13 protein-coding genes are annotated in these 16,954 nt (G+C 32.1%); all 13 read left to right on the plus strand.

Going from position 1 to position 16,954, the window contains the following annotated elements:
- The first annotated feature begins 11 nt into the window (after positions 1 to 11).
- Positions 12 to 626 (plus strand): glycerol-3-phosphate 1-O-acyltransferase PlsY, encoded by a 615-nt coding sequence (plsY, locus tag ACKF5P_RS02600; protein WP_408955937.1) that lies wholly within the window; start codon positions 12 to 14, stop codon positions 624 to 626.
- 28 nt (positions 627 to 654) lie between these two features.
- Positions 655 to 1,683, plus strand: coding sequence for an NAD(P)H-dependent glycerol-3-phosphate dehydrogenase (locus ACKF5P_RS02605; protein WP_408955938.1), 1,029 nt, complete (start codon positions 655 to 657; stop codon positions 1,681 to 1,683).
- A gap of 711 nt (positions 1,684 to 2,394) precedes the next feature.
- Positions 2,395 to 3,873: a stage IV sporulation protein A gene (gene spoIVA, locus ACKF5P_RS02610; protein WP_408955939.1), complete on the plus strand. Its 1,479-nt coding sequence runs from the start codon at positions 2,395 to 2,397 to the stop codon at positions 3,871 to 3,873.
- A 153-nt stretch (positions 3,874 to 4,026) separates the two neighbouring features.
- Positions 4,027 to 4,329, plus strand: coding sequence for an HU family DNA-binding protein (locus ACKF5P_RS02615; RefSeq protein WP_408956617.1), 303 nt, complete (start codon positions 4,027 to 4,029; stop codon positions 4,327 to 4,329).
- Positions 4,330 to 4,523: 194 nt separating this feature from the next.
- Positions 4,524 to 5,402: a branched-chain-amino-acid transaminase gene (ilvE, locus tag ACKF5P_RS02620; protein WP_408955940.1), complete on the plus strand. Its 879-nt coding sequence runs from the start codon at positions 4,524 to 4,526 to the stop codon at positions 5,400 to 5,402.
- Positions 5,403 to 5,791: 389 nt separating this feature from the next.
- Positions 5,792 to 7,666 carry a methyl-accepting chemotaxis protein gene (locus ACKF5P_RS02625; protein ID WP_408955941.1) on the plus strand — a complete coding sequence of 625 codons (1,875 nt, stop codon included), beginning with the start codon at positions 5,792 to 5,794 and terminating at the stop codon, positions 7,664 to 7,666.
- 505 nt (positions 7,667 to 8,171) lie between these two features.
- Positions 8,172 to 10,256: a methyl-accepting chemotaxis protein gene (locus ACKF5P_RS02630; RefSeq protein WP_408955942.1), complete on the plus strand. Its 2,085-nt coding sequence runs from the start codon at positions 8,172 to 8,174 to the stop codon at positions 10,254 to 10,256.
- Between the two features lie 363 nt (positions 10,257 to 10,619).
- Entirely contained in the window at positions 10,620 to 12,704 is a 2,085-nt protein-coding gene (locus ACKF5P_RS02635; RefSeq protein ID WP_408955943.1) for a methyl-accepting chemotaxis protein, read from the plus strand.
- Between the two features lie 274 nt (positions 12,705 to 12,978).
- Entirely contained in the window at positions 12,979 to 13,428 is a 450-nt protein-coding gene (locus ACKF5P_RS02640; RefSeq protein WP_408955944.1) for an ACT domain-containing protein, read from the plus strand.
- Between the two features lie 19 nt (positions 13,429 to 13,447).
- Positions 13,448 to 14,740: a homoserine dehydrogenase gene (locus ACKF5P_RS02645; RefSeq protein WP_408955945.1), complete on the plus strand. Its 1,293-nt coding sequence runs from the start codon at positions 13,448 to 13,450 to the stop codon at positions 14,738 to 14,740.
- A gap of 60 nt (positions 14,741 to 14,800) precedes the next feature.
- Positions 14,801 to 16,033 (plus strand): aspartate kinase, encoded by a 1,233-nt coding sequence (locus ACKF5P_RS02650; RefSeq protein ID WP_408955946.1) that lies wholly within the window; start codon positions 14,801 to 14,803, stop codon positions 16,031 to 16,033.
- A complete protein-coding gene (locus ACKF5P_RS02655; RefSeq protein WP_408955947.1) occupies positions 16,026 to 16,463 on the plus strand; it encodes a homoserine kinase in 438 nt (145 codons plus the stop codon). Before ACKF5P_RS02650 ends, ACKF5P_RS02655 begins: the two co-directional genes overlap by 8 nt.
- A 194-nt stretch (positions 16,464 to 16,657) precedes the next feature.
- Complete coding sequence (locus tag ACKF5P_RS02660; protein WP_408955948.1) at positions 16,658 to 16,924, plus strand: hypothetical protein; 267 nt, start codon at positions 16,658 to 16,660, stop codon at positions 16,922 to 16,924.
- The last annotated feature ends 30 nt before the right edge of the window (positions 16,925 to 16,954 follow it).

Below are 16,954 nucleotides of genomic sequence, written 5' to 3' on the forward strand. Positions count from 1 at the left end.
GAGGAAGAGTAATGATTATTAGATTATTATTAGCGATGGGAATCAGTTACTTATTAGGTTCAATTCCATTTGGTTTGTTAGTAGCTAAGTCTGTTAAAGGAGTAGATATTCGTAATTATGGTAGTGGTAATATTGGTGCAACCAATGCTTATCGTGTCATGGGATTAGGAATGGGAGTTTTAGTTGCTTTATTAGATATAGGGAAAGGTTTTTTAGGTATTACTGTTGCAAGGGGGTTTTTTCCGGAAGAGCCTTTTTTGATCTTATTAGTAGGTGTAATGGCTATTGTTGGTCATAACTGGTCTTTATTTTTAAAATTTACTGGAGGGCGAGGAGTGGCTACTTCTGTTGGGGTTTTAATTAGTTTGGCCCCTGGAGCAATTTTGGTTGTATTTATTGTTTGGGCATTGATTGTAGCTATAACTAAATATGTTTCTTTAGGTTCAATTATTGGGGCAGGCTTAATTCCAATTATGATCTTTTTATTTAATAATCCGACAGTTTATGTGATATTTGGTTTATTGATATGTATTTTTGTAATTTATGGACATAAGCCAAATATTAAGCGTTTATTATCAGGTACTGAAAATAAAATCACCCAAAGTAAAGTTAAAAAAAAGGATTAAACTAAAGATTAATTGAGGAGGGTTTAAAATGAGTAATAAAATAGCAGTTATTGGTGGAGGTAGTTGGGGAACGGCATTGGCCGTATTGCTTCATAATAATGGACATGAAGTTTGCTTAAGAGACATCTCTCAAGCAAAAGTAGATGAAATCAATCAAAAAAATATTAATTCTTACTTGCCAAATATTGAGTTACCAGAGGGATTAAAAGCTACTACTAATCTTGAAGAAGCTGTAGCAGGGGCCAACATTGTCTTAGTTGTTGTTCCTTCTCATGTTGTCAGGACAGTAGCCCAAGAATTAAAAGGGTTATTAGATGAAGATACGATTATTGTTAGTGCTTCTAAGGGCATTGAAGAAGAGACTCATTTAAGGATGTCGGAGGTTTTAAAGGAAGAGTTAGATAGTAAATTGCATGATAATATTTTGGTTTTAAGCGGGCCAACCCATGCTGAAGAAGTAGTTTTAAACTTACCGACAACTATTGTAGTGGCCGGTTCTAATAAGCAATCAGCTGAGTTGATTCAAGAGCTATTTATGACAGATTTTTTTAGAGTCTATACTAATTCTGATCTAATTGGTGTTGAATTAGGAGCAGCAGTCAAGAATATTATTGCTATTGCCGCGGGAGTTTCTGATGGATTGGATTATGGTGATAATGCATTAGCTGCTTTAGTTACTAGAGGAATAGCAGAGATAAAACGTTTAGGTGCTGAATTAGGTGCTGACCCAGTCACTTTTTCAGGCCTAGCAGGTTTAGGAGATTTGATTGTGACTTGTGCTAGTCAACATAGCCGTAATCGTCGTTTAGGTTTTAAAATTGGTAGTGGATTGACCTTAGATGAGGCTTTAGCTGAGATGAAGATGGTAGCTGAAGGAGTAAGAACTGCTAAAGCAGTCTTTGCTTTTGCTAAAGAATTAGAGATAGAGATGCCACTTACAAGTGAGGTTTATAGGGTTTTATTTGAAGATAAAGAGCCTAAACAGGCTGTTACTGATTTGATGTTACGAGGAGCTAAGCATGAATTAGGGGAGATGGTTGAAGGTAGCTATTGGTAAAAATTAAAATTATTATAGTAGACCATCTAAGGCAGGGGATAATATTCCCTGTCTTTTTATCTTATAGATATTGATTTAAAAATGAAGCTTAATTGATATATTGTGTCACTTTTCCTTTATAAAAATCACACTCAAAACCATGTTTACGAAAAAATTAAAAATCAAACTTTCTTCCGTGCTACCTTTTTTCTTGATAAAAAAGTAGCCAAAAAATCAAGAAGAATTTGAATTTGTGCAACTATTAAAATCAAATCTCTCTTACTTAAAACATTAAGATCAATCTGTAAAATTATCTGCCCTTATCGCAGTCGCATAATTCTTCAAATAAAATCAAAACCCTGCAATCTAAAATTTAATCATTAAGGACATTTTGCAGTAATATCTATATTTTTAACAAATTATTATTTTAAATTAGTGTTAATTTGCGTTCATTCGTGGTTCCCTGTTTTTTTGAAAGTGCCACAATATTGTAATTAAATCCTATTTTAAAGTTGCTTGAATCACCCTTAAACTCAAACTATTTTCTTCTCTCCTGAGGAATAATATAAAATTCAGTTCATATATATATAATGATCTTTGCAAAAGTTTTTAGTGATTACTTTGAATGATTGCTAACTAATAGTTTGATATTATTTAAACCTAGATTTAATCTTAAGTTGCTAATAGGAGGTTTTGTTCTTATGGGTTTTAATATAAAAGGGAGGGTAATTGATGGAGAGTTTTGGTGTTTATCAAGATATTGCGACTAGAACAAATGGTGATATTTATATTGGGGTAGTAGGGCCAGTTAGAACCGGAAAATCTACATTTATTAAGAAGTTTATGGATTTATTAGTTTTACCCTATATTGAAGATGAACATGCTCAAGAGCGAACTAGAGATGAATTACCACAAAGTGGTGAGGGTAGAACGATTACTACAACTGAACCTAAATTTGTTCCTAATCAGGCAACCAAGATTAATTTAGATGAGAATGTTGATTGTAAGGTCAGACTGGTTGACTGTGTTGGTTATAGAGTTCAGGGAGCGTTAGGTTATGAAGAAGAATCAGGGGCTAGAATGGTAACTACTCCTTGGTTTGAAGAGGCGGTTCCATTTCAAAAAGCTGCAGAAGTAGGAACGGAGAAAGTAATTCAGGATCATTCTACAATTGGTTTAGTAGTTACTACTGATGGTACAATTACTGATTTACCACGAGAAAATTATATTGAAGGTGAACGTAGAGTTATTGAGGAGTTAGAGGAGTTAGGGAAGCCATATATTATTGTGCTTAATTCTACTCAACCAGAAAGTGAAGAGACTCAAGAGTTGGCCGAGCAACTAGAGGAAAAGTTTGATAAAAAGGTAATTGCTATTAACTGTTTGGAATTAGAAGGTGATGATATTGTAAATGTATTACGAGAAGTGCTATATGAATTTCCATTGACAGAGATCAATATTGATTTACCATTATGGATTGATGAATTGGATGATGAGCATTGGCTAAGTCAAGATATAGATGAGAGTATAAATCAAGCAATCCAAGAATTATTTACTTTAAGAGATGTTGATAAATTATTTGAGCAATTAAATGGGAATGAACATGCTAAGAAAGTTACAATTTCTGATCTTAATTTAGGTAATGGAATAGCAGCTTTAGACTTTGATTTGAAGGAGAATCTATTTTATGAAACGCTAGAAGAGCTGACCGATTTAGAAATAGAAGGTGAGCACCATTTATTTAATTTAGTTAAAGAATTGAGTGTAATTAAAAAGGAGTATGATCAAGTAGCAGGTGCATTACTTAAAGCTAAAGAGGAAGGCTATGGGATTGTAAGGCCTGAGTTAGAGGATATGATCTTTGAAGAGCCAGAGATGATCAAGCGTGGAGGTCACTTTGGTGTTAAATTAACAGCTTCTGCTCCTTCAATTCATTTGATTAGGGCAGATATTAAGACGGAGATTTCTCCGGTTGTAGGTACAGAAGAAGAATGTGAGGAGATAATTCAGTTTTTCGAAGAAGAGTTTGAAGCTAATCCAACTGCAATTTGGGATTCTGACTTTTTAGGCCGTTCATTACATGATTTAGTTAAAGATGGAATTAATAATAAAATATATCGAATGCCTGTTAAGGCTCAAAATAAAATTCAGGGTACTTTACAAAAGATAATAAATGAAGGAAGTGGAGGATTAATCTGTATTATCCTGTAAAAACCAGTCAACTGACTGGTTTTTTTCTTTAATTATTCTTTTTTTATAAAAAAAGAAGGAATAATAAAGCTTGTCAAGAAGTTTATCTATGGCATAATAATCAGTGAAAATGTTTAAATTACTAATAGGAGGTGAATTAGTATGGCAAAGAATATTACTAAAACTAAACTAGTAGAACAGATTTCTGAAAAGACAGGAATCACTAAAAAAGATACTAAAGAAACATTAGATGCAATGTTAGATGTAGTAACTGAAAACTTACAAGAAGAAGCTAAGAAGCCAGCTGACGAGCGGGCTAAAATTCAATTAATTGGATTTGGTAGCTTTGAAGTACGAGATCGTAGTGCTCGCACTGGACGTAATCCACAGACAGGAGAAGAGATGCAAATTCCTGCTCGAACAGTTCCAGCTTTCAAACCTGGCAAGTCTTTAAAAGAAGATGTTAATGTAAAGTAAGTTGCAATTTAGAAATTTATAAACCTGAGTAAGTGTTAATAACCTTAAAACTTCAAGATTTAAAGATATAGTGAGGGGTAATTACCCTTACTATATCTTTTTTATATGGGGTTTATAAAAAGTATTGATTAATTTGCAAATTGATGTAGTTTTAATTATAATAGTATATAATAATTTTAAGGAAGGTGAGTATTGTGAGTAGTCAGAAGATATTTTTAAATGATAGACTAGTAGAGAAGGAAGAAGCTAATATTTCTGTTTTTGATCATGGTTTTTTATATGGTGATGGAATTTTTGAAGGGATCAGAGCTTATAATGGTCGAGTTTTTCGATTTGAAGAGCATTTAGAGCGATTATATGAGTCGGCTAAAGCAATTATGCTAGATGTACCGTTAGATAAGGAAGAAATGAGAGAAGCAGTTTTAAAAACGATCAGGGCCAATGAATTAGAGGATGCTTATATTAGATTGATTGTTTCGCGAGGAGTTGGTGATTTAGGGTTAGACCCAAATAAATGTTCTCAAGCAACGTTAGTGATTATTGCTAGTGATATTGAATTATATCCTGAGAAATTTTATAAGGAAGGTTTAGATGTGGTGACTGTGCCAACCCGTCGTAATATTCCTGAAGCTTTGAATCCAAGAATTAAATCACTTAATTATTTAAATAATATTTTAGCTAAAATTGAGGCTAATCAAGCAGGTGTTCTAGAAGCGGTGATGTTGAATAATGAAGGGTATGTTGCAGAATGTACAGGTGATAATATCTTTATTATCAAAGATGGCATTTTAAAGACTCCTCCTACATATATAGGGGCTTTAAAAGGAATTAAACGAGGAGTGGTTTTAGAGGTTGCTCCTGAATTTGGTTTAGAAGTCAAAGAAGAGGTCTTTACGCGCCATGATCTATATACCGCTGATGAGTGTTTCTTAACTGGTACTGCTGCCGAGGTGATTCCGGTTGTTAAGATTGATTCTAGAGAGGTTGGAGATGGACAACCTGGTAACTATACTAAGCAATTGATTACAGCTTTTAGGGAGTTGGCCCAAACAAGTGGTACCTTGATCTATTAAGAATAGAATATGAAGCTATTAACGTACAACTTAATTGTTGTACGTTTTTTTATGGCACTTGCAAGAAAATTTAATTTTAATATTGGCTCTACCACAGAGTATAACTTTTGAAAATCTTGACAGTAAAAGGTTAAAAGTAGATTGTTCAGATAAATTTGTGAATTTCTTTTAATTATAAAGGAGATTTAGATAATAAAGTGGAAAAATATAAAGTAGTACTAGATTATTTACTAAAAACTCTATTAATATTGTAATATTGTACTAGCTATTTAAATTTCTAATTTATAGTTTGAATTTAAAAATAAAGTTAAATTTTCAAATTATTTTAAAATTACTTCTTTTTTTGATATAATAAAAGAGAAGCCAATTAATAAAAATGAGGTGGTACAATGTTAATTAAAGAACAAATTAAAAAAAGTATTGGTAATAAGATTATGGCTGTTATAGTTGGCGTCAGTATAGTGTTATTTTTATTAATTATATTTATTTCAAATTCTATTGTTACTAACAGAGTATTTAATCTAGTCAATGAAACTGTTATGGAGAGTACAGAACAAAACTCTAATTACATAGGTGAATGGTTTGAAGAGCGGAAAAATCAAATGAGAAGTTATTCTATGTTACATAAAATGAAAAGTATGGATATTGATAATGGGATTGAATTTTTGAGAGGACAAGTTGATGAATATGATGATGTTTATGATGGTTTTTTTATATTTGATGCTGATGGAGATTTTGTCCCAACAACAGGTGGAGAAGGTAATCTAAAAACAAGAGGTTATTATTCAGAAGTAATGGCTGGCAAGGAATCTTTAAGTGATCCTGTTATGACAATGGCAACCAATGTACCCGCCTCTATTATAGCTATGCCGATCTTTAATGAAGATGAAGAAGTTATTGGTGGGGTAGGTGCTACCCTTGAATTAACTTTAGTTGATGAGATGGTAGAGAGGTTAAATATAGTAGATCATAAGGATTCAGTTTCTTATATAGTAACTAGTGATGGTCAAATAATAGCACATCCTGACTCTTCTTTGATCTTAGAGGAAAACATTAGAGATATTGAAGAAACTAAAGATATAGCAGATAATATCTTATCTAATAAGCTGGGAAGAGTAGAGTATACATTAGATGGAGCAAAAGCACATGCTTATTTTAATGAAATCCCTGGGACTAATGAGTGGAAATTAGTCACTAGAGTACCGCATGGCTTTATCAATGAACCAATAGCTAATGTTAGAAACATTTTAATTATTATGTTAGTAATTGCTTTAATTGCTTTATTATTTACAGGGTTTAAGATTGGTAATTATATTAGTAATGTTTTAAATTTAGCAGTGAAAGACTGTGAAATTATGGCAGATGGTGATTTTACTAATGTTCGAGAGGAATGGCTAGAAAGAGAAGATGAAATAGGTAGGTTAGAACGAGCCTTTAATAAGATCAATTTATCTATGCAAGATATAACAACTGATATTTCTGATAAAATCGAAGATATGTCAGCTTATAGTGAAGAGTTATCAGCATCAGCAGAAGAGGGTAATGCTACAATAGAAATGACTAATGATTTAATTGATAATATGTTAGAGGGTGTTCAACAAATATCGGTTAGTGCGGAACAAGTAGCAAGTTTTTCTGAAGAGGCTAATTTACAAACCAATGAGGGAAGTCAAAATATTGAAGCTACAGTAAATAGTATAGAAGAAATTAATGGGGTAGTTAATCAAGCAGTAGAAGTAATTGGAGGGTTAGATAATACTTCAAAAGAAATAGGGCAGATAGTTAATTTAATTAATAATATAGCTGAACAGACTAACTTATTGGCCTTGAATGCTTCTATTGAAGCAGCGAGAGCTGGTGAACATGGACAAGGTTTTGCTGTAGTAGCAGAAGAGATAAGACAGTTAGCAGGTGAAACTGCCAAGGCAACAGAAAAGATTGGTAATTTGGTTACTAAAACTCAGCAACAATCTAAAAAAGGAATTGAGAAGGTTAAAAAGGTAGAAGAAAAAGCCAAGGTGGGTCAAGAAGTTGTAGAAAAAACAGGGGAAGCATTTGATGCAATTCAAAATTCAGTAGAGGAAACATCAGTTCAAATAGAGCAAACTGCTGAATCAGTTAATGAATTAACTAAAAATAGTGATAGAGTACAAAATGCAGGTGCTGATATACAGAATATGTCTAGTGAAGTTGCTAGGTCATCACAAGAGTTAGCAGGAATGGCTCGAGAATTACAAGAGTTAATAGAACAATTTAAAATCTAAGACTATTATTAAAAAGAGAGTATCAATATAAACTATTTAATTGATCGTGTAAGTATCCAGTTTATCATACCCGATTTCTATTATATATATAATAGAAATCGGGTATGATTTTTTGTTTTTAATTTAGATATATAATTAATTATGCTTGGTGTCAGATTATTAATGTGGTGAACTAAACATAAATTACCTAAATATTTGCTAAAATTAAGTTTATTTGGTATAATACCATTGATTGTGAGTTTATTTCCTTTCATTGGAATGATTTACAATGTTTTTTGGATGAGATATTTCTTTTATTATTTTTGATTCTTCCATTAAGCTAGTTCTTTTGATTATATTAATCATAGATTTATAATATTATCTGTTATAGCTAGATTGTCTATATCTTAAAAATTAGCTTTATTTAGTTAATGTTATTACAATAGGTTTTATTAGTTTCTTTTTAAGATAAATTAAGTTAGTTATATTTATAAAAATCAAATACCAATGGAAGGAGTGTTTTAATATGTTAAGATTAAAAGGGCTCAAAAATAAATTGATAGTACCTACAGTTGTGATTTTAGTACTAATTTTATCTATATTTATAGTCTATTTTTTAAGAGATCAAGCTAATAAGCAGAGAGATTTATTGGAGGCTGAAACAGAACAAACTATTGATTTAATTAATTATACTGCAACAAATCATTTGAAAGAAGGTAGTATTGATAAATTAGAAGAGTTAACTTCTTTTCTTTTCAAATATAAAAGTGTAGCTACAATAGAGATCAGTGATCAAGAAGGTAATGAGCTAGTTAATTCTAAGAGTAATAATTTTGAAATGTATTCTGAAGATGAGAAGATTAGAATTCAGGAGACTATTGTCAGTAATGGTAATGAGGTTGGTAGTTTAAAAGTAACTTTTACTGAGTTTTATTTAAGAGAAAATATAAGTAGAATTAGAAATCAATTGATAATTTTTGCTATATTTGTTATATTGATACTTACTTTAGCACTTATGATAATTTCTAAAAAGATTACCTCGCCTCTTAATGATGCCCAAGAGTTTGTGAAAAAAATTGCTTTATGTAATTTTAATATTGATCCTTTAAATGTTGGCTCTAAGGACGATGAGGTAGGAAAATTGCTTGTAGAATTAAATAATATGTGTTTGGAACTGAAAAAAATTATTAATAATATGCTAGATGTTGTTAGTGACCTTTCATTAAGTAGTAATAAGTTATCAGCTTTAGCTGATGAAAGTGCTAATACTTGTGAAATAACTAGTGGTTTGATAGAAAACATTTCAGCTGGAATAGAAGAAATTTCGGCTGCTGCTCAGCAGGTTGCAAGTTTTTCTCAAGAAGCTAGATTTCAGACTGATGTGGGCAGTGATAATGTTAATCAAACTGTAAATAGTATTGAAGAAATAGATAAGTCGGTACAGAAAACGGTAGAAGCCATAAAGCAATTAGATTATAAATCAAAAGAGATAGACCAAATAGTTAATATGATTACCGAGATAGCTGAACAGACGAATTTATTGGCTTTAAATGCAGCTATAGAAGCAGCTAGAGCTGGTGAGCAGGGAAGAGGATTTGCTGTAGTTGCAGATGAGATTAGAGGGTTGGCTGAAGAGACTTCGTCTGCAACAAAAGAGGTTACAACTTTAATAAATCAGATTCAAAACCAGTCCGAAAAAGGAGTAAAAGAGGTACATGATGTACAGAATAAGGCAGAAGAAGGAGAAAAAATAGCTAAAAAATCTGGAAATGCATTTGAAGATATTTGTAATTCAGTTGAAGAAACGGCTTATCAAATTGAAGAAACAGCTGAAGCTGCCAATAAGTTGGCCCATGATAGTAGTGATGCAATGAACTCTACCGAAGATATGCATCAAATGTCAAGTGAGGTTTCTGAAGCAGCACAAGATTTAAAAGCGATGACTTATAAATTAGAAAAATTATTTGATAAATTTAATATTATCTTAGCTTATATAGATATACCACCTTTTACTTATACCACTGAGAATGGAGAAGCTGCTGGAATAATCATTGAAAAGGCGAGAAGAGTATTTGAAGAGGTGGGTATTAAAGTTATAGAAAGGGAATATCCAGTAGAGCGAATGATTAAGGGTCTATCTTCAGGAGGGGTGGACTTTTGGTGTGGAGTTGAAATTTCGAGCTTAAAAGATGAGGCTTATTATGGTAAAGAGATAATTGATACACTTGAGATGAATATTTATGCTATTGGAAATAGATCTAAGGAGATTAAGGTTAGAGAAGATTTAAGAGGGAAATCTGTTGTTATTATGAAAGGTTATGGTTATGCTGGTTGGAGATCTTATATAAAAGATGAGAATAATAATGTCAATTTTCAGGAAGCCGCTACTCATGAGCAGGCCTTAAGAATATTGAAGCGTGGTAGTGTAGATTATTTGTTAGATTATGCATATCCTGTAGAAAAAGCTTTAAATGATAGTGATATAGTTATTTCTAATCTAAAAAAACAGACGATAAAGAGATCGGATATATATATGATTATTTCAAAAAAGTATCCTAATTATGTAGAAGTCTCAAAGAAGCTAGATAAAGCAATCATGAATTTAGAATGATTTTAGTCTGTAAAGTATTGAATTTTTTCAAGTTAGTTGGCTTTAAATATTGATAAAATTCAAGTTTATAATATTTTCATTGATGTTGATTGCTCCTTGTTTTAGGTGTTTGGATAGAAATTATCTTTAAACCTAATTATCAAGGAGTTTTTTCAATTTAAGCTCTTGCAATGTTAATGATAGTAATTATATAATTATAGTGTCATCGATTACAATTAAGTTGTTTGTACTTTGATGAAGGAAAATAGTTTTATTTGTCGAATATTATCATATGAGGGTTTTAGTATTTTTGCTCTTTAAAGCAAAAGAAGTTAAAAGATACAAATTATCAAAATTAATTCCCAAAGGAAGAGGTGGTTTAATATGTTGAAGGTAAAAGGGCTTAAGAATAAATTTATAGTACCTACAATTGTAACTTTAATATTAATTTTATCTATATTTACAGTCTATTTTTTGAGGGATCAAGCTAATAAGCAGAGAGGTTTATTGGAGACTGAAGCAGAAAAAACTACTAATTTAATTAATTATACTGCAACAAATCATTTGAAAGAGGGTAGTATTGATAAATTAGAAGAGTTAACTTCCTTTCTTCTCAAATATAATAGTGTAGCCACAATTGAGATCAGTGATCAAGAAGGTAATGAGCTAGTTAATTTTAAGAGTAATAATTTTGAAATGTATTCTGAAGATGAGAAGACTAGAATCGAGGAGACTATCGTCAGTGACGGTAATGAAATTGGCAGTCTAAAAGTAACTTTTACTGAATTTTATTTAAGAGAAAATATAAGTAGAATTAGAAATCAATTAATATTAGTTACTCTATTTATTACTTTGTTACTTGTTTTAGTGCTTATTAAGGTTTCTAAAAAAATTATCTCGCCACTTAATGATGCTCAAGAATTTGTGAAAAAAATTGCTTTATGTAATTTTAATATTGACCTCCTAAATGTTGACTCTAAGGACGATGAGGTAGGAGAGTTGCTTGTAGAATTAAATAATATGTGTTTGGAACTGAAAAAAATCATTAATAATATGCTAGATGTTGTTAGCGACCTTTCATTGAGTAGTAATAAGTTATCAGCTTTAGCTGATGAAAGTGCTAATACCTGTGAGATAACTAGTGGTTTAATAGAAAGTATGTCAGCTGGGATAGAAGAAATTTCGGCTGCTGCTCAACAGGTTGCAAATTTCTCTCAAGAGGCTAGATTTCAGACTGATGTGGGCAGTGATAATGTTAATCAAACTGTAAATAGTATTGAAGAAATAGATAAGTCGGTACAGAAAACGGTAGAAGCTATAAAACAATTAGATTATAAATCAAAGGAGATAGATCAAATAGTTAATATGATTACCGAGATAGCTGAACAGACGAATTTATTGGCTTTAAATGCAGCTATAGAAGCAGCTAGAGCTGGTGAGCAAGGAAGGGGATTTGCTGTAGTTGCAGATGAAATTAGAGGATTAGCTGAAGAGACTTCTTCTGCAACCAAAGAGGTTACAAACTTAATAAATCAGATTCAAAACCAGTCTGAAAAAGGGGTAAAAGAAGTACATGATGTACAGAATAAGGCAGAAGAAGGAGAAAAAATAGCTAAAAAATCTGGAAATGCATTTGAAGATATTTGTAATTCAGTTGAAGAGACGGCCTATCAAATTGAAGAAACAGCTGAAGCTGCTAATGAATTGGCCCATGATAGTAGTGATGCAATGAATTCTACAAAAGACATGCATCAAATGTCAATAGAGGTTTCTGAATCGGCACAAAATTTAAAAGAGATGACTTATAAATTAGAAAAATTATTTGATAAATTTAATATTATTTTAGGTTATGTAGATATGCCACCATTTACTTATACCAATGAGAATGGTGAGGCTGCTGGGTTAATTATTAAAAAAGCGAGAAGAGTGTTTGAAAAAGCAGGTATTAAAGTTATAGAAAGGGAGTATCCAGTAGAGCGAATACTTAAAGGTCTATCTTCAGGAGGAGTGGACTTTTGGTGTGGAGTTGAAATTTCGAGCTTAAAAGATGATGCTTATTATGGTAAACAGATAATTGAAACACTTGAGATGAATATTTATGCTATTGGAAATAAATCTAAAGAGGTTAAGACTCGAGAAGATTTAAGAGGGAAATCTATTGTTATTATGAAAGGTTATAATTATGGTGGCTGGGGAACTTATATAAGAGATGAGAGTAATAATGTCAAATTTCAGGAAGCAGCTACTCATGAGCAGGCTTTGAGAATTTTGAAACGCGGTGGTGTAGATTATTTGTTAGATTATGCATATCCTATTGAAAAAGCTTTAAAAAATAGTGATCTAATTGTTTCTAACTTAAAAAAATATACAATAAATAAATTGGATATATATATAATCACTTCAAAAAAGCACCCTAATTATGTAGAAGTTTCAAGGAAGCTAGATAAAGTAATCATGGATATGGAATAATTTAAACTATTCTTTTTGACTTATCTGGATTCTGATATATTAAAATAAATTAATGTATTAACCAATTATTAGGTGCCTGAAAAACTGTTTGAAATTAAACAGTTTTTTGGGTTTTTTTATTTTCGATTAAGCAGACAATAAATCATATTTTTTATGAAGATTAAAGTTTTTAGAAAAACTTTGCAAAATGCAAAGAAGGATGTTATAATTCGTTGTAATGTATATATATAGCAGACAAGAGTTTTGTTAGCATGGACAATGTTAGGGGGTTATAATGGGAAAAAAATTTTACATAGTTGCTGAAGAGATCTTATCGACGGCTATGAAGAAGGCCGTCAAAGTAAAAGAGTTATTAAAAACTGGAGAAGAAGAACAGATCAAAGGGGCAGTTAAAAGAGTAGGATTAAGTAGAAGTGCTTATTATAAGTATAAGGATTATATATTTCCTTTTGTGGAGCAAGAAAGACAAGAATTAGCAATATTATCATTATTAATAGCTGACCAAAAAGGTAATTTATCTAAGGCTTTAACCCAGATAGCCCAATATCATGGAAATATATTAACTATAAATCAAGATATCCCTTTAGATGAAGTAGCTCATGTAACTATAACGATTGAAAGCAATAATTTAGTAATATCGGTCGAACAGCTAATAAGGAACTTAGAAAGTATAGTAGGAATAAAAAGAGTAAAATTAATTAAACAAAGTTTTAAACAGAGATAACCTTTAAGGAGGAGATAGTATGGAGAAAGAAATAAAGGTAGGATTGCTAGGTTGTGGAACTGTTGGTTCAGGGGTTTATAAAATTTTAGAAGAGAATGCTACGAGTATTGCTAATAAATCAGGTGCTCAACTAACTGTTTCCAAAGTATTAGTTAAAGATAAGAGTGAAGAATTATTAGTTGATGTTGAAGAGGATAAGTTAACAGAGGATTTTGAAGAGATAATTAATGATCCAGAGATTGAAATAGTTGCAGAATTGATTGGGGGGGTTCACCCAGCTAAAGAGTTTATTTTAGAAGTGCTTAAGAGTGGACGCAGTGTGGTGACGGCTAATAAAGAGCTGATGGCTAAGCATGGCCATGAATTATTGATTACCGCTCGAGAAATGGGAGTAGATATTTATTTTGAAGCTAGTGTTGGTGGAGGAATTCCAATTATTAGTCCTTTAAAAGAGGATTTGGCTGCAAATAAGGTTACAAATATAATGGGAATTGTTAATGGTACGACTAATTATATCTTAACCAAGATGGAGCAAGAGGGAGCGGAATTTTCTGATGTATTGGCTAAAGCGCAGGAACTTGGATATGCTGAAGCTGATCCTACATCAGATATAGAAGGTCATGACGCTGCTTATAAATTAGCTATTTTAGCATCAATTGCTTTTGAATCTAGGGTTGACATTGATGATGTTTATGTTGAAGGGATAACTGGGATTACTAAAGAAGATATCTTATATGCTCAAGAGTTAGATTATAAAATTAAGTTGTTAGCAATTGGTAAACAAAATAATGGAATTGAAGTTAGAGTACATCCTACATTAGTTCCTAGAGAACATCCGTTGGCCAATGTTAATGATGTTTTTAATGCTATCTTTGTGGAAGGCGATGCCATTAATGAAGTAATGTTTTATGGGCCAGGAGCAGGTCAGATGCCGACAGGGAGCGCTGTTGTAGGTGATATTATTACTGCGGCTAGAAATGTTAATTTTTCAGCACAAGGAAGGATATCTTGTACTTGTTTCGAGAAAAAAGAGGTAATAACCCAAAAAGAAGTAAAGTCAAGCTTTTATTTAAGGTTACAAGTATTAGATAATCCAGGAGTTTTAGGAGAAATAACAAGTTTATTAGGAGAACATCAAGTCAGTATTGAATCTGTAATTCAAAAAGGTAGGAGTGATGATACTGTACCACTAGTTTTAGTAACTCACAAGGTTAAAGAAGGAGATCTGAATGATGCACTAGAAAAGATTAGTTCTTTACCAGATGTTAAAAAAGTTGCCAGCTTAATTAGAGTTGAGGAATATCAACAATGAATTAGTTAATAAGTAATAATTATATGGAAATTGTTAATTGGAATTAGAGGAGGAAGGTTTATGGGATTAATTGTTCAAAAATATGGTGGTAGTTCAGTAGCAGATACTGATCGAATTAAGCGAGTTGCAGAAAGAATTGTAAGAAGAAAGAGAGCAGGCAATCAAATAGTAGCGGTAGTTTCAGCTTTAGGAGATACTACAGATGAATTGATTGAATTGGCTCAAAAAATTACTGATGATCCTCCTAAACGTGAATATGATATGTTAGTTTCAACGGGTGAACAGATTTCAGTCTCACTATTGGCAATGGCTATTAATGAATTGGGTGAAGATGTAATCTCTTTGACTGGTTCTCAAATTGGAATCATAACCAATGCTTTGCATTCTAAGGCTAAAATTTTAAAGGTTAATCCTGATAGGCTGGAAGAGGAGCTTGACCAGGATAAAATAGTAATTGTAGCTGGTTTTCAGGGGGTTACATCAGATAATGAAATAACTACTCTAGGACGTGGTGGTTCTGATACAACAGGTGTTGCAGTAGCAACTGCCCTTGAAGCAGATTTATGTGAAATTTATACAGATGTTGATGGAGTTTATACTGCTGATCCTAGAATTGTTGAGAGGGCTTGTAAATTGGATGAGGTTTCCTATGAGGAAATGTTAGAGTTTGCTAGTTTAGGAGCTGAAGTTTTACACCCTAGATCGGTTGAAATTGCTAAAGAGTACGGTATTGAAATGGTAGTTAAGTCTAGCTTTTATTGTTGCCCGGGAACATATATTAAGGAGGTAGGAGAATTGGAAAAGGATATTGTAGTGACAGGTGTCACATGTAATAGTGATACGGTAAAATTATCATTAATAGGAGTGCCTGATAAGCCGGGTATTGCTTCTAAAATTTTCACTGGACTAGCAGAAGATGGAATTAATGTAGATATGATTATTCAGAATGTAGATTATGATGGATTAAATGATATTACTTTTACGATTGATAAGGAAGATTTAGAGTATGCTAAAGTTAACCTGAAAAGGTTAGAAGAGGAATTAGGGTATGCAGAATTGAGTCATAATAGTGAAGTGGCTAAGGTATCAATAGTAGGAGCGGGAATGGTGACTAATCCTGGTGTAGCAGCTAAGATGTTTGAAGCATTAGCTGATGAAGATATTAATATTGAATTGATTAGTACATCGGAAATAAAGGTCTCTTGTTTGATTAATGAAGAAAGAGCTAATCGAGCTGTTAGGGTTATTCATGAGAAATTTAATCTAGATGGATTATGTGACAGTGATGTTTAAGGTTAAGATTCCAGCAACTACTGCTAATTTAGGGCCAGGTTTTGATACTTTTGGTATGAGTCTGGGCTTATATAATTTAATTGAAGTAGAGAAGAAGGAAGATGGGGTAGAGATTGAGCTTGTTGGGTATGGAGTAGAGGAATTAACCACTGATAAAAGTAATTTAGTTTATCAGAGTATGTTACGTCTATTTGAAACTGTTAACTACTTACCCTCAGGATTAAAGATAAAGCTTATCAATCGGATTCCTTTGGCCCGTGGTTTAGGAAGTAGTGCAGCCGCTATTGCTGGTGGTTTATTAGTAGCTAATAAATTGAGTGGAGAGCAGTTAACGAGAGAAGAATTACTTAATTTAGCAACTGAAATAGAAGGGCATCCTGATAATGTAGCCCCTGCTTTATTAGGGGGGATAGTCGTTTCAAACTGTTAAAGAAAAAAAAGTTATCTATAAAAAACTAACTCCTCCAACTAAGTTAAAGACTGTAGTTTGTATTCCAGATTATCAATTAACGACTGCTAAATCGAGAGATGCTTTACCTAAAGGGGTTTCATTTACAGATGCAGTTTTTAATGTTAGTCATGCTAGTCTATTAGTGGCAGGTTTGTTAACTGAAGATTTATAAATTGATCGGACAGGCATTAGATGATCGATTACATCAACCATATAGGCAAGGGTTAATTCCTGGATTAGATAAAGTGATGGCCAATTTATCTAAAGAAGTGTTGGGTATTGTACTTAGTGGTTCTGGGCCAACAGTAATTGCTTTAACACTACAGGATGAAGAGAGAATTGGAGCTGAGATAAAGTCAATTTTTGCTAATAATGGCATCAAATCTCAATATTTAGTAGTATCCCCTACAAATCAAGGAGCAACTATTATTGAAAGCTAATGTTAAAAAAGAGGATTTTCATCTAAAGTA

Source organism: Natroniella sp. ANB-PHB2 (assembly GCF_046097105.1).
In the GTDB taxonomy this organism is placed as follows: Bacteria; Bacillota; Halanaerobiia; order Halobacteroidales; family Halobacteroidaceae; genus Natroniella.